12 protein-coding genes and 2 pseudogenes are annotated in these 14,399 nt (G+C 64.2%); 5 read left to right on the forward strand and 9 right to left on the reverse strand.

Features of this window, described 5'->3' with window-relative positions; genetic code table 11:
- Window positions 1–10: 10 nt before the first annotated feature.
- Window positions 11–841, forward strand: coding sequence for a methyltransferase (locus FJ546_RS04595; RefSeq protein ID WP_181167815.1), 831 nt, complete (start codon window positions 11–13; stop codon window positions 839–841).
- Here the strand turns inward: FJ546_RS04595 and FJ546_RS04600 are convergent.
- Together FJ546_RS04600 and pgi are read right to left on the reverse strand one after the other, a co-directional pair.
- Complete coding sequence (locus FJ546_RS04600; RefSeq protein ID WP_140888271.1) at window positions 825–1,547, reverse strand: HAD family hydrolase; 723 nt, start codon at window positions 1,545–1,547, stop codon at window positions 825–827. The genes FJ546_RS04595 and FJ546_RS04600 overlap by 17 nt on opposite strands.
- 5 nt (window positions 1,548–1,552) lie before the next feature.
- Window positions 1,553–3,196, reverse strand: coding sequence for a glucose-6-phosphate isomerase (pgi, locus tag FJ546_RS04605; RefSeq protein WP_140888272.1), 1,644 nt, complete (start codon window positions 3,194–3,196; stop codon window positions 1,553–1,555).
- 303 nt (window positions 3,197–3,499) lie between these two features.
- Between pgi and FJ546_RS04610 the strand changes: the two genes are divergently transcribed.
- A complete protein-coding gene (locus FJ546_RS04610) occupies window positions 3,500–4,993 on the forward strand; it encodes a PLP-dependent aminotransferase family protein (protein ID WP_010913204.1) in 1,494 nt (497 codons plus the stop codon).
- A gap of 192 nt (window positions 4,994–5,185) precedes the next feature.
- Window positions 5,186–6,775, forward strand: coding sequence for a trimethylamine methyltransferase family protein (locus FJ546_RS04615; RefSeq protein ID WP_140888273.1), 1,590 nt, complete (start codon window positions 5,186–5,188; stop codon window positions 6,773–6,775).
- 40 nt (window positions 6,776–6,815) lie between these two features.
- Here FJ546_RS04615 and FJ546_RS04620 read toward each other — a convergent pair whose 3' ends face one another.
- The 4 genes from FJ546_RS04620 to FJ546_RS04635 all read right to left on the reverse strand — a co-directional run bounded on the left by FJ546_RS04620 (window position 6,816) and on the right by FJ546_RS04635 (window position 11,517).
- Entirely contained in the window at window positions 6,816–7,214 is a 399-nt protein-coding gene (locus FJ546_RS04620) for a hypothetical protein (RefSeq protein ID WP_140888274.1), read from the reverse strand.
- Between the two features lie 64 nt (window positions 7,215–7,278).
- A complete protein-coding gene (chrA, locus tag FJ546_RS04625) occupies window positions 7,279–8,673 on the reverse strand; it encodes a chromate transporter (RefSeq protein ID WP_140888275.1) in 1,395 nt (464 codons plus the stop codon).
- Complete coding sequence (locus FJ546_RS04630; protein WP_140888276.1) at window positions 8,670–9,488, reverse strand: chromate resistance protein ChrB domain-containing protein; 819 nt, start codon at window positions 9,486–9,488, stop codon at window positions 8,670–8,672. The genes chrA and FJ546_RS04630 overlap by 4 nt, the downstream gene beginning before the upstream one ends.
- A 223-nt stretch (window positions 9,489–9,711) precedes the next feature.
- Entirely contained in the window at window positions 9,712–11,517 is a 1,806-nt protein-coding gene (locus FJ546_RS04635; protein WP_095787215.1) for an IlvD/Edd family dehydratase, read from the reverse strand.
- Between the two features lie 149 nt (window positions 11,518–11,666).
- On the opposite strand from FJ546_RS04635, the gene FJ546_RS04640 reads away from it, so the two are divergent.
- On the forward strand, window positions 11,667–12,116 hold the full coding sequence (locus FJ546_RS04640) for a carbon monoxide dehydrogenase subunit G (protein ID WP_140888277.1): 450 nt from the start codon (window positions 11,667–11,669) through the stop codon (window positions 12,114–12,116).
- 99 nt (window positions 12,117–12,215) lie between these two features.
- On the opposite strand, the gene FJ546_RS04645 is transcribed toward FJ546_RS04640, so the two are convergent.
- The gene (locus FJ546_RS04645) at window positions 12,216–13,388 is read right to left on the reverse strand and encodes an Mrp/NBP35 family ATP-binding protein (RefSeq protein ID WP_140888278.1); all 1,173 of its coding nucleotides are present in this window, start codon (window positions 13,386–13,388) and stop codon (window positions 12,216–12,218) included.
- Window positions 13,389–13,602: 214 nt separating this feature from the next.
- Between FJ546_RS04645 and FJ546_RS04650 the strand changes: the two genes are divergently transcribed.
- A complete protein-coding gene (locus FJ546_RS04650) occupies window positions 13,603–13,980 on the forward strand; it encodes a VOC family protein (RefSeq protein ID WP_140888279.1) in 378 nt (125 codons plus the stop codon).
- A gap of 44 nt (window positions 13,981–14,024) precedes the next feature.
- On the opposite strand, the pseudogene FJ546_RS04655 reads toward FJ546_RS04650, so the two are convergent.
- Window positions 14,025–14,225 (reverse strand): annotated as a pseudogene (locus FJ546_RS04655) (inorganic phosphate transporter); the annotation flags it as partial.
- Window positions 14,220–14,368 (reverse strand): annotated as a pseudogene (locus FJ546_RS31490) (nuclease PIN); the annotation flags it as partial. The pseudogenes FJ546_RS31490 and FJ546_RS04655, both read right to left, overlap by 6 nt.
- Window positions 14,369–14,399: the final 31 nt, after the last annotated feature.

Here is a 14,399-nt window from a genome sequence, read left to right on the forward strand (position 1 = left end):
TCGCCCAAAAGTGACCTCGGTTTTGGGAGAACGACATGCATCAAAACAAAGTGCCGAGGCGCAGCGCGCTTTAGCGAGGGGCCGTCCCTCCGGCGACGAGGGACCGAGCAAGGATTTGCCAAGCCGCCGCCCGCGCCTCGACCCGGCGGACTTCATCAAGGCGAACATGCGCCTTGTGCCGGTGCCAGGACTTGCCGAAATCCGGTTCTACACCGCGCACCCCGGCAGTGGGTTGAGACGGCTCGTCGATGCTGAAAACGATGCTGACGCGGACGACGACGCGCCAGAGCCGCAACCGCCCTACTGGGCCTATGCGTGGGCCGGCGGCGCGGTGCTGGCGCGCCACATCCTCGACAATTCGATGACCGTGGCGGGCCGTCGCGTGCTGGACCTGGGGGCGGGTTCGGGCATTGTCGGCATTGCCGCCGCCATGGCCGGCGCAAGCGAGGTGATCGCCGCCGAGATCGACCGCAACGGCGTTGCCGCCATCGGCCTCAACGCGGACGCCAACGGCGTCGAGATCAGGATCGTCCACCAGGATATCACCACGGGTCCGCCGCCGGCCGTCGATCTCGTGCTTGCAGGCGACGTGTTCTACGGCCACGAGGTTGCCCAGAGGGTCACCCCGTTCCTCGATCGCTGTTTGGCAGCCGGTATCGAGGTGCTGGTCGGCGATCCCCGCCGCCATGACCTGCCGCTGTCCCGGCTGCGACTGCTCGCCGAATATCAGGTGCCGGATTTCGGCGACGCGAAAGACGCCGCGCTGAAGCCGAGCGGCGTCTTTCGTTTCGAGGCCGAGACCGCACCTGCGCTGGCAGGAGCGGTCAAACCGTCTCCTTGACCCGCGTCGACAGGAAGTCCGGCAGGTCGGCGACGGAATCGAGGACGACATCGGCAATGCCGGCCAGCGATTCGCGCGTGCCGGTGCCGGAGAGCACGCCCACCGCCAGGCCGCAGTTGCCGGCGCGCGCCATTTCGAGATCGTGGCGGTTGTCGCCGACCATGGCGATCTCCGCCGGCTTCAGGCCGGTGAGGTCGCAAAAGGCCTGGATGGTGTCGGGCGCGGGTTTGGGATTGGCCACCGCGTCATAGCCATAGGCGGCGTCGAACAGCTGGGCTACGCCCAGCGTGACCAAGGTCTTTTCCGCGCCGCCGGTGGAATCGTTGGTGGCGACGCCAAGCCGGTAGGATCTTTTGTGCAGCACCGCCAAGGTATCGACGATGCCCGGCAGCGCCACCGCCATCGTCGAGCCCTGCACCGAGGTGATCTCGTTGAAGCGAGCGACGGCCAGCATCTGGTCTTCGTCGGACAGACGCGGGAACCACAGCTCGACGACATCCATGTTGGTGCCCGAGGCAAAGATCGAATCGGGCTTGAAGCGCCGGTTGGCGAAATCGAAGCCGGCGGCCGCAAGCAGCCTGTCGGCCTTCCAGCGGTCGCCATCGGCGGCATCCATGGCCATGAAATCGGCGACGCCGAGCCAGGTCGCGTTGAAGTCGACAAGTGTCCCGTCCTTGTCGAACAATATACCCTTGATGTCTGCCAAATCAGTCACTCCGAACCGCGCAATTGGTGGATGCGTTCCACAAGGCCCCTGGTCGAGGCGTCCCGGTTTGCGGCGCTTTCCTTGCCTTCCACGACAGGCAGCAGGCCCGTCGCCAGCTCCTTGCCGAGCTCGACGCCCCACTGGTCGAAGGAATTGATATTGAACAGCGTGCCCTCGACGAAGACGCGGTGCTCGTAGAGCGCGATCAGCCGGCCGAAGGTGCGCGGGTCGAGCTTGCGATAGAGGATGGTCACCGAAGGCCGGTTGCCGGAGAAGACACGGTGCGGCGCTATTTTGTCGACGTCTGCCGGCTTCATGCCCTTGGCCAGCATCTGCGCGCGTGCCTCGTCCAGCGTGCGGCCCTTCATCAGCGCTTCCGACTGCGCCAGGCAATTGGCAAGCAGCAGATCATGCTGGTGCTTCAGCTCCGGCTCATGGCCGACGGCCGCGGCGAGGAACTCGACCGGGATGAAGTCGGTGCCCTGGTGCAGGAGCTGGAAGAAGGCGTGCTGGCCATTGGTGCCCGGCTCGCCCCAGACCAGCGGCCCGGTCGGCGTCGCCACCGGCGTGCCGTCGAGGGTGACGCCCTTGCCGTTCGATTCCATGTCGAGCTGCTGCAGATAGGCCGGCAGCCGGGACAGGCGCTGGTCATAGGGGATGACCGCGCGGGCCGGATAGCCGCAGATCACGCGATGCCACCAGCCGACCAGCCCGAGAAGCGCCGGCAGGTTCCCGGCGATCGGGGCGGTGCGGAAATGCTCGTCCATCTCGTGCGCGCCATCGAGGAAGGCGCGAAAATTCCGCGGACCGACGGCGATCATGACGGGCAGGCCGATCGCGCCCCAGACCGAATAGCGGCCGCCGACCCAGTCCCAGAAACCGAAGACGCGGTCCTGCTCGATGCCGAACTTGGCCACCAGGTCGAGCGCCGTCGAAACGGCGGCGAAATGCTTGCCGACCGCCTGCTTGCCGAGCGCCTTCTGCACCCAGTCGCGCGCCGTCTGCGCGTTGGTCATCGTCTCGACCGTGGTGAAGGTCTTGGAGGCAATGATGAACAGCGTGGTTTCGGCCGACAAGCCCTTCAGCGTGTCATGGATGTGAGCGCCGTCGATGTTGGAGACATAATGCGCGCGCGGCCCGTCATGATAGGGCGCCAGCGCCAGCGTCGCCATGGCCGGGCCGAGGTCGGAGCCGCCAATGCCGATGTTGACGATGTCGGTGATCTTCTTGCCGGTGGCGCCAACAGCCTTGCCGGAGCGGATGGCATCGGCGAAGGCGCCCATCGCGTCGAGCACGGAAATGACGTCGGCCTTGACGTCCTGGCCGTCGACCGTGACGCCCTTGCCGCTGAGATTGCGCAGCGCCGTGTGCAGCACGGCGCGGTCCTCGGTGATGTTGATCTTCTTGCCGGCGAACATGGCGGCGCGGCGACCCTCGAGATCGGCAGCAGCGGCGAGCTTCTCCAGCAAGTCCATGGTGACGGCATCGACGGCGCATTTCGACCAGTCGAGCAAAAGGTCACCGTCGGTGGCTGAAAATGTCTGGAAACGCCGTGGATCGTCGGCGAAGGCCTGGCGCATGCTGGCAGGCGCCGCGGTGCGATGATCGCGCAAGGCGGCGAGCTGTTTCTGGAAGGCTGACTTATCCAATGGCGGGGAGCTCCTGGCGTTTTTCGACGTACTTTATCAGACCGGATGTTTCCGGCGCGTGTCGTCGCGACAAACCTATTGAGCCGAATTCCGTGCGGTCAATACGCGGCGATGCCGCATCGCATCACGATGCGATGACACAATGTGTCACTCCGGGCGGCAGCAGAGCTCCATTTCGGCTGAAGGATCACTGGCATAAATCCCAAAGATCAGAAAAATTGATTGGCGCAACCCCTTGTGCCACCCATACACTCGACTGGTCCAGCCAAATGAAAATGGCTGGCCATCCGAGGAAGATTTCCCATGCCACAGCGCAACGACACGGCCATATGGTCCGGCCTGTTCCGGATTTCGGCCGAATCCGGCCAAACCCTGCAGGCGCAGATCCGCCAGGCCATCGTGGCCGCCATTCTCGACCGGCAGATCGCCGCCTCGATGCCGCTTCCCTCCTGCCGCATCCTGGCCGAGAAGCTGGGCGTCGCGCGCGGGACGGTGGTTCTGGCCTTCCAGCAGCTCGTCGACCAGGGGTTCCTGGTGGCGCGCGAGCGGCGCGGCCATTTCGTCAATCCCGACGTGCTGGCAACACCGGCCAAGCCGCACCAGAAGGCGCCCGACCAGGCCAATGAGATCGACTGGAAGGCACGCCGGCAGATCGCCGCCAGCGATATGCCGCCGCCGGCCAAGCACGAGAACTGGATCAAGTCGTCCTATCCCTTCGTCTACGGCCAGTTCGACCCGGCGCTGTTCCCGACCGCCGAATGGCGCGAGTGCAACCGCATGGCGCTGGCGGTGCTCGAAATCCGCAACTGGGCGTCCGACATGGTCGATCGCGACGATCCGCTGCTGATCGAGCAGATCCAGGCGCGGCTCTTGCCCCGGCGCGGCATCTTCGCCAATCCCGACGAGATCATCGTCACGCTTGGCGCCCAGAACGCGCTCTACATGCTGGCTTCGCTGCTGATGACCAAGGGCTCGAAGGTGGCGATGGAAGACCCCGGCTACCCCGACGCACGCTCGATCTTCCGGCTTGCGGGCGCCGACATCCAGCCGGTGCCGGTCGACCAATCCGGCATCGTAACCTCTTCTATCCCCAACGATTCCGGCTTCGTCTTCGTCACGCCCAGCCATCATTGCCCGACCATGGTGCCATTGTCGGCCGAGCGGCGGCAGGACCTTCTGGCGCGCGCCAACCGGCACAACCAGATCATCATCGAGGACGGCTATGACAGCCAGCTTCTCGACGAGGCGCCGCAGCAGGCGCTGAAGAGCCTCGATCGTTCGGGCCGCGTCGTCTATGTCGGCTCGATGTCCAAGACGCTGGCTCCCGGCCTGCGGCTTGGCTATATCGTGGCCTCTGCTGGACTAATCTCGGAGCTGAGGGCACTGCGCCGCTTCATGCTGCGCCATCCGCCGGCCAACAACCAGCGTGCCGTGGCGCTCTTCCTGTCGCTCGGCCATCACGAGGCGTTGGTGCGGCGTCTGTCGAGCGCCTTCGACGAGCGGCGCAAGCGTCTGGTCCATGCGATTTCCGCTTTCCTGCCGGAATGGCGCTCGACCGACTCGGCCGGCGGCACGTCGCTCTGGCTCGAAGGCCCGCGCGGCACCGATTCCCGCGGTTTGGCCGAGGCTGCGGCCTCGCGCAGCGTCATCATCGAGCCGGGAGACCGCTTCTTCGACCGCACCGAAAAGCCTTCGCGTTTCATGCGGTTGGGCATTTCCTCGATCGCGCTGCAGCACATCGAGCCAGGCATCCGGGAACTGGCCACGGCCGCCGGACGCAGGCCCGCCGCCGCCTGATCCACTTATCTGATCCTTTGACCGGGGCCGCCCAATCGCGGCCCCGTTTCCTTTAGCGCTGGCATATGCAACCAGACCGGCTGGCTCATGGTCTGTGCCAATGCCGGCGGCATAGTCGTGGCACAAAGGGGAAGAAGCAGCCGATGGTGGACCAACCGCCGCCCTGTTTCCGAGAAAAGGTGGAGTGCCTCCATGTCAGTGGTTCTTGAAAAGCAGGAAGCGGCGGCGGATCAGCGCTCGCGCCGCTCCGGTGGACGCGAAGCGCGCCGCGCGATGCGGGCAGCGCCGCTCGCCGACGACATCAGGCCGGTACGCGCCGGTCTCGAGGGCGGCAGCTACGGACCGTTGCGCGGCAACGACCAGGAGCGCATCCACGAGGCAGTGCTGACGCTGCTGGAGACGGTCGGCTTCGCCAATGCCATCCCCTCTTGCATCGAGGCGCTGACCAAGGCCGGCGCCACCTATGGCGATGATGGCCGTATCCGTTTCCCGCGCGCTCTGGTGCTCGATACCATCAAAAAAGCGGCACGCAATTTCACCTTGCACGGCCAGGACCCGAAACACGACATGGTGATCCAGCGCAAGCGCGTGCACTACGGCACGGCCGGCGCCGCCGTGCATCTGGTCGATGTCGAGAAGCGCGAATACCGCGAATCGCTGCTGCAGGACATCTATGACGCCGCCCGCATCGTCGACGGGCTCGACAACATCCATTTCTTCCAGCGGCCGATGGTGCCGCGCGATATTCCCGATCCGCTCGAAATGGACTTCAACACGCTCTATGCCTGCGTGATGGGCACGTCCAAGCATGTCGGCACCTCGTTCACGGTGCGCGAGAACGTGCAGCCGGCGCTGGAAATGCTCTATGCCATTGCCGGCGGCGAGGAGAATTTCCGCGCCCGACCGTTCGTGTCGAACTCCAACTGCTTCGTCGTGCCGCCGATGAAATTCGCCGAGGACGCCTGCGGCGTGCTCGAGGCCTGCGTCGAAGGCGGCATCCCGATCCTGCTTTTGTCAGCCGGCCAGGCGGGTGCGACCGCTCCGGCGGCGATTGCCGGTGCCGTGGTGCAGGCCGTGGCCGAAGTGCTGGCCGGCCTGGTCTATGTCAACGCGATCAAGCCGGGGCATCCGGCAATCTTCGGCACCTGGCCGTTCGTGTCGGACCTGCGGACCGGCGCCATGTCGGGCGGCTCGGCCGAACAGGCGGTGCTGACTGCGGCCTGCGCGCAGATGGCGCAGTTCTACGATCTGCCGGGCGGTTCGGCCGCCGGCATGACGGATTCGAAACTGCCCGACATCCAGTCAGGCTACGAAAAGGGCATCACCGACGTGATGGCCGGCCTTGCCGGGCTCAACCTCGTCTATGAATCTGCCGGCATGCATGCCTCGCTGCTCGGCTTCTGCCTGGAAAGCCTGATCATCGACAATGACATGCTCGGCCATTGCCTGCGCTGCGTGCGCGGCATCGAGGTGACCGACGAAGCGCTGTCGATCGATACCATCGCCGAAGTCTGCCTGAAAGGGCCAGGCCACTATCTCGGCAACGAGCAGACGCTGCGGCTGATGCAGACGGAGTATTTCTACCCGGCCGTCGGCGACCGGTTTTCGCCGAAGGAATGGAACGAGAAGGGCCGTCCCGACATATTGCAGCGCGCGATCATCGAGAAGAAGCGCATCCTGGCCGAGCGTTTCCCGCGCCATGTCGCAAAACTGCTCGACGACAAACTGCGCGCCCGCTTCGGCGACATGATCAAGCTGCCGCGCGCCAATATGGGTGGATAGCCGGTTTGCGGACCGGCATCATCGCCTGATGATCAATGCCCTAGTCGGCGCCCAGCCCAAAGCGCTCGACGACCTCTGCATTGATCAGCTTGGCGTGCAGAGCCATCAGCACGATCTGGGCGTCGAAACTGCCGCCGGCTTCCACCGCGGCCTCGATCCGGCGTTCGACGTCCTGCCGCTGCTGCAAGCCATGCGCGCTTTCGAAGGTTTCCGGACCGGCGATACAATAGCTGAACAGCCGCGCCACGTCCGGATAGGCCTGTGGCGGTGGCTCGTCGGGCCAGCGATCCTTCATCAGATTGACGATTGTGAGCTTCACGCCCTCCGGCACGAGGGCTGGATGCAGGTCGGCGCCGCGCAAGGCGGTATCGAGCTGCCTCAGGTCGCCCGAGCGGCCGAACATGCCGAGGAAGCCGAGGGAAGAGCGTCGTTGCGCCATGATGTTCCAATCCGTTTCCAACCACTTAGGTGGTTGGAAAGCGGAATACAAAGGCGGCGGGCGTCTAGCCGCTGGCCGCCAGCAGCAGCAAGACACCGGCAAGGGCCGATCCGGCGAGCGTCGGCAGCATGCCGATCTTCAGCTTCAGGATGGCGATCATCGCGGCCAAGGAAAGCAGCGCAGCACGCCAGTCGATCGACGAAAGCACCGGCACATTCATGCCGAGGCTTATTGCGTGCACTTCACGGAAAACGACGTGCAAGGCAAACCACAAAGCGAGATTCATGACGACGCCGACAACGGCGGCGGTGATCGCACCGAGCGCCGCCGACAAGGTCCTGTTGCCGCGCAGGGCCTCGATATAGGGCGCGCCAAGGAATATCCAGAAGAAACACGGCGTGAAGGTCGCCCACAGCGTCAGCAGCGCTCCGAGCGATCCGGCGAGCAATGGGTTCAGCGACCCGGAGTGACGGAACGCAGCGATGAAGCCGACAAACTGCAGCACCAGGATGAGCGGGCCAGGCGTGGTCTCGGCGAGCCCAAGCCCATCGACCATTTCACCGGGAGCCAGCCAGCCGAAGGACTGGACGGCTGCCTGCGCGACATAGGCCAGCACCGCATAGGCGCCACCGAAGGTGACGACCGCCATCAGGCTGAAGAACCGGCCTATCTCGGTCCACACACTGGCAGAGCCGGTGAACAACCAGATCAGGAGAACCGGTCCGAGCCATATCGGCAGCCAGATCGCGAGAGTGCGCGGCGCATGCCATCTGGTCGGTTTGACATGGGTCAGTTCGCCGCGCTCGAACATCAGGTCGACCGCTCCCTTGATATCGGGACCATCATCCTTGCCGTGCGCCGAACCGGAGAAGAGACCAGGAGCGAGGCGGTCCCCCAGCCATCCTGTCAGGCCGGCGAGCAGGATGATCAGCGGGAACCGCACACTCAACGCGTAGATGGCGACGAAGGCCGCGACCGCGATCGACACCATGGCCGGGTTTTTCAGGGCGCGCCGTCCGATCCGGATCACCGCCTCGATGACGATGGCAAGCACCGCCGCCTTCACCCCGAGGAAAAGCGCCTCGACGAGCGGCATGTCGCCATAAAGCACGTAGAGGCTGCTCAGGATCAGCATGACGAGCGCGCCGGGCACGACGAACAGGATGCCGGCGACAAGGCCGCCGATCGTCCTGTGCAGCAGCCAGCCAATATAGATGGCGAGTTGCTGGGCTTCCGGGCCAGGCAACAGCATGCAGTAGTTCAGCGCATGCAGGAAACGCTGCTCGCCGACCCAGCGCCGCTCCTCGACCAGTTCCCTGTGCATGAGGGCGATCTGCCCGGCCGGCCCGCCAAAGCTGAGCAGTCCGATCTTCGCCCAGACCTTCACGGCTTCGGCAAAGGTCGGCACAGCCGGCGCCTCGACGTTCCCGGACCCGTGCGCAGGCACAACGGCGCTCATGACGGTTTACCCGCGCTGGGCCAGTTGTGCGTTTCCTCGGTGGCGTCTCGACACCAGCGGAAGAACGCATCGTAGAGCAGCATGCCTGCTTCCAATTGTTCCAGGTCGTCGCGAAACATCCGCGACAGGCCAAGCGAGGCAGCCAGAAAGCCGGACGCCTGGGGCACCAGATCGAGCCTTGCGGTGTCGGCCGCGCGCACGATCGCGGCGAGGCGGTCGAGTGCGGTGGATTCCAGCCCGAATTCCTCGATCATCGTATCGAAGGTGCAGCGTTCACCGCGATGGCTCCAGAACACATCGTCTATGTCGAAAGGCACGGCCTGAAAGCGGTCGGCGACAGCAGGCACTTCGGCTGCCTCAACAAACAGGAAGACCGCATGAGGATCGACGAAACGTCGGATCAGCCAGGGGCAGGCGATGCGGTCGACCTTCGGGCGTGCCCGCGTCACCCACACAGTGCGGCCCTTTTCGTCGCGCGGTGGCAATTTGTCGGTGCTGACCAAGAGCCCGTCTGCCTCGCGCCAGGCTTCGAACCCGCCTTCGAGGGATTCGGCGGGAATCCCCTCATGGCGCAGCCATGCGGCGACACCGTGCGAAAGCTTCAGGCCTTTCTGGCAGACGACCACCACAGGCTTGCCGGCGAAATCGGGCGCCCAGGTCGAAACGGTTTTGAAGCCACGCCGGATCGAGGCCGGCAGCAGGCGCGGATCGGCGTCGAAATCCTCATCGATGCGAACATCGATGATTGCCGGGGCTCCCGGCAGGCCGACCAGACGGGACAGTTGCGATACGGTGATAGCGGTTGTTGACGGCATGGCGTCCACCTCCTGATAGAGAAGCCTGGACGCGAACGTTGGGCTGACGCCTCACGGGGTCGTCGCGATGCACCCCTTGGCTACAATGGTGGAATTGTTGCGAGCGCTTGTCAAGGATGGTGACCGGCCTCGACCGGAACGAACCACGCTGAACGGAAAACGACGGCCGCCCGATTGACAAGGCCGCCGCCGATTCAGCGTCTGTGATTGTCCCCCGGAGCAATCAATGGTTGTCCCGCGGAATGCCCTTCGTGTGAGCGACATCCTGGTATTTCACCGCCGGCTTCAGCACCATGCCCTGGTCGAACTGGTCGACCATGCCGCGCTGGATTTCCTGCCATGGCGTCTGGTGCTGCGGATAGTGGTAGCCGCCATTGCCCTGCAGCGCCGCGCGCCGCTTGGCGATCTCTTCGTCGCTGACCAGAATGTTGGCGGTGCCCTTGTTCAGGTCGATGCGGACGCGGTCGCCTGTCTTGAGCAGCGCCAGCCCGCCGCCAATGGCGGCTTCCGGCGAGGCGTTGAGGATCGACGGCGAGCCCGACGTGCCCGACTGGCGGCCGTCGCCGATACAGGCCAGCGCATGAATGCCCTTCTTGATGAGGTATGCCGGCGGCTGCATGTTGACGACCTCGGCACCGCCGGGATAGCCGACCGGGCCGGCGCCGCGCATGAACAGGATCGTGTGCTCGTCGATGCCTTGCGCCGGATCGTCGATGCGGGCGTGGTAATCCTCCGGCCCGTCAAAGACCATGGCGTTGCCTTCGAAGGCTTCCGGGTCCTTCGGATTGGAGAGGTAGCGCTCGCGGAATTCCGGTGAGATGCCGCTGGTCTTCATGATCGCCGAATCGAACAGATTGCCGCTGAGGTTGATGAAGCCGGCATTGACCTTCAGCGGCTTGTCGACGCTGCGGATGACGTCGGTGTTTTCATTGGCGACGCCCTCGCTATTCTCACCGATCGACTTGCCGTTGACCGTGCGCGCGCCGGGATGCGGCAACAGCCCGCCCTTCATCAGTTCGGCGATGACCGCCGGCACGCCGCCGGCGTGATGATAATCCTCGCCCAGATATTCGCCTGTCGGCTGCAAATTAACCAGCAGCGGCACATTGAGGCCGACCGTCTGCCAGTCGTCATTGTCGAGCTTGACGCCGAGGTGGCGGGCGATGGCGTTGAGATGGATAGGCGCGTTGGTCGAGCCGCCAATGGCCGAATTGACCACAATGGCGTTCTCGAAAGCCTCTCTCGTCATGATGTCGGACGGCTTCAAATCCTCATGTACCATCTCGACAATGCGTTTTCCCGTCTCATAGGAAATCTGGCCGCGCTCGCGATAGGGGGCGGGGATAGCGGCTGAACCCGGCAATTGCATGCCGAGCGCCTCGGCCAGCGAATTCATCGTGGTGGCGGTGCCCATCGTGTTGCAGTAGCCGGTCGAGGGCGCCGAGGAGGCGACGATATCCATGAACTCATCATAGTCGATCTCGCCGGCCGACAGGCGCTGGCGCGATTCCCAGACGATGGTGCCGGAGCCGGTGCGCTTGCCCTTGTGCCAGCCGTTGAGCATAGGACCGACCGACAGCGCGATGGCCGGGATGTTGACCGTGGCTGCCGCCATGAGCAGCGCCGGCGTCGTCTTGTCGCAACCGATGGTCAGCACGACGCCGTCGAGCGGGTAGCCGTAGAGCACCTCGACGAGGCTGAGATAGGCAAGGTTGCGGTCAAGGGCAGCGGTCGGGCGCTTGCCGGTCTCCTGGATCGGATGGCATGGGAATTCGAAGGGAATGCCGCCCATCGAGACGATGCCTTCGCGCACGCGCTTGGCGAGCTCGATATGGTGGCGGTTGCACGGCGACAGATCCGAGCCGGTCTGGGCGATGCCGATCAGTGGCTTGCCCGACATCAGTTCGGCGCGCGTCAGCCCGTAATTCAGGTAGCGCTCGAGATAGAGCGCCGTCATGCCGGGGTTGTCGGGGTTGTCGAACCACTCCTGCGAGCGGAATTTTTTCTTCTTGGTGGGGGCGCCGGCCATCACGGTCTCCGTATTTGTATGACAAATCGATATGACAACGCGTCAATGCAAGCAAGGGGCACGCGCGTTCCCAACCCGCACTTTGGTGCGATAGACACAACAGCACCTCTGCGCTAGGGCTTCAAACCATTGTTTCCGGGAGGTTCTTGATGGCTTTGGTGATCGAAGGCGAGGAACGCATTGCCGCACCCCTGCAAAAAGTCTGGGAAGCGCTGAACGATCCCGAGGTTTTGAAGGCGACCATTCCCGGTTGCCAGAGCCTCGACATGAAGTCGCCGACCGAGATGGCCGCGACGGTGGTGCTGAAGATTGGGCCGATCAAGGCGACCTTCAACGGCGAAGTGATGCTGAAAAATCTCAAGCCGCCGCATTCCTACACCATCCAGGGCGAAGGCAAGGGCGGCATTGCCGGCTTTGCCAAGGGCGGCGCCGACGTGACGCTGACCGAGGATGGGCCGGATGCCACGGTGCTCAAATACGCGGCCAAGGCCGATGTCGGCGGCAAGATTGCCCAGCTCGGCAGCCGGCTGATCGAATCGACGTCGAAGAAACTGGCGGGGCAGTTCTTTTCGAGTTTTGGCGAGAAGGTCGGCGGCTGACCCTCCCGCCAGAGCAATGCCAGGAAAAGTGTGAAACGGTCTTCCCGGGGAAAGCGCGTAGGGCTTTCCCTTGGGATTTGCGTCAAAACCAAAAAGAGGTCACTCGAAGACGATGCTCGGCACCGCCGCTTCGGCCGCGCCGCGCTCTTCATTGACCCTGTCCCAGACCTTGGCGGCGATATCGCGATAGGTTTTCGCTTCGGCGCCATCGGGCTTCGAGACAACCACCGGCGCCCCGGCATCCGAGCTTTCGCGGATGCCCATTTCCAGCGGCACCTCGCCGAGGAAGGTGACGCCGAGGCGTTCGGCCTCGCGACGCGCGCCGCCATGGCCGAAAATGTCGTAGCGCTTGCCGGTATCGGGCGCGATGAAATAGCTCATGTTCTCGACGATGCCGAGCAGCGGTACGTCGACCTTCTTGAACATGTTCAGCCCCTTGCGGGCATCGATCAACGCCAGGTCCTGCGGCGTCGAGACGATGACGGCGCCGGCCAGCGGCACCTGCTGCGCCATGGTCAGCTGCGCGTCGCCGGTTCCGGGCGGCATGTCGACGACAAGCACGTCGAGCCGGCCCCATTCGACCTCGCGCAGCATCTGCGTCAGCGCCGACATCACCATCGGCCCGCGCCAGATCATCGGCGTCTCCTCATCGACGAGGAAGCCCATCGACATCACCTTGAGGCCGTAATTCTCCATCGGCTTCAGGATCTTGCCGTCAACCGTCTGTGGCCGGCCATGGATGTTGAGCAGCTTCGGCATGGACGGGCCGTAGATGTCGGCATCGAGCACGCCGACCCGCAAGCCGTTGGCGGCAAGGCCAAGCGCCAGATTGACGGCGGTGGTCGACTTGCCGACGCCGCCCTTGCCGGAAGCAACCGCGATGATCGCTTCGATACCGGGCACGCCGCGCTTGCCCGAACTGTGCGAGGCGGGAGCATGCGGCGCGGGGCGCGGGGCGGCAGCGGCTGGTGGTGCCGGTCTGGTCGCGGGGCGCGCTGGCACCGGCGCCTCCATGCCGCCGCCTTTCTTCTCTGCAGTCAGCGCCACCACGGCGCCGGCAACCCCTGGAATTGCCTTGACCACGCGCTCCGCGGCGGCGCGCAGCGGTTCCATTTCCTGCGCCCTGGCGGCGGGAACGGTGATCGAGAAGAAGACTTTCGAATCGGCGATGAAAATCTCGGAAACCATGCCGAGATCGACGATGTTGCCGGTGAAGTCCGGCCCGTTGACCGTCTTCAGGCGCTCGGTGACGATTTCCTTGGTGACGGACATGATCTTTCCTCGGCGTTTGGCAATCCAGATAGTGCAGTTTCCAGCGAGAACCAAGCCGTGACGCAAAGGCTTGCCCGGCGTGCCTCGGAAAACGACCGATGCTGTCGGATTTTTGCCGGATGACGCTTCCGGCCGATTGCCGATGGCCAAACGGGCCGCGTGCCCTATTTCGGTTGCCTGAGCGAGGACACGACAATCCAGGAAGGAGACGGTCATGCTCGAAAACAGCAACGCAACGGCCAATCTGGCGGTCAAGGACCTGGCAAAGGCAAAGGCCTTCTATGAAGGCACGCTAGGCCTCAAGCAGGTCGACGACATGGGCGGCGAGCTTGTCGTCTACAAAAGCGGCGACACGCTCATCAATGTCTACCATTCCCAATTCGCAGGTACCAACAAGGCGACGGCGGTGACGTGGACGGTGGGCGATCGGATCGAGACTGTCGTCAAATCATTGAAATCGAAAGGCGTTGTCTTCGAGCATTACGAAATGCCCGGCCTGACGATCAAGGGCGACATCCATGTCGGCCAAGGCATGAAGGTCGCATGGTTCAAGGACCCGGACGGCAACATCCTGAACCTCGTCGACAAATAGGCTTCGGGGCTCCGCGTCAGCCTGCCAGGTTCGTGACGGAAGACGAAATAAGTGAGAGCCGCCGCCGTCGCCGGCAAGGTGACGATCCAGGCAATGACGATGTTGCCGGCGATGCCCCAGCGCACCGCCGAGACGCGGCGGGCGGCCCCGACGCCGATGATGGCGCCGGTAATCATATGCGTGGTCGATACGGGAACACCAAGCCAGGTGGCGGCGAACAGCGTGATGGCGCCGCCGGTTTCAGCGATCTTCTGGCACCAGCGATCGATGTCCTTGCCTGAAGCAGGTGCTGCAGCGCTTCCGCGCCGCCGACCACCGTGCGGGAATGCCGCTCGAACAGCTCGAAGAAACGATCTTCGCGCGGCAGCAGCTTGCAGAACCAGCCCAGCCCAGGATGCGGAACGATTACGCATGGCACT

Source organism: Mesorhizobium sp. B2-4-19 (assembly GCF_006441315.1).
Taxonomy (GTDB): Bacteria; Pseudomonadota; Alphaproteobacteria; order Rhizobiales; family Rhizobiaceae; genus Mesorhizobium.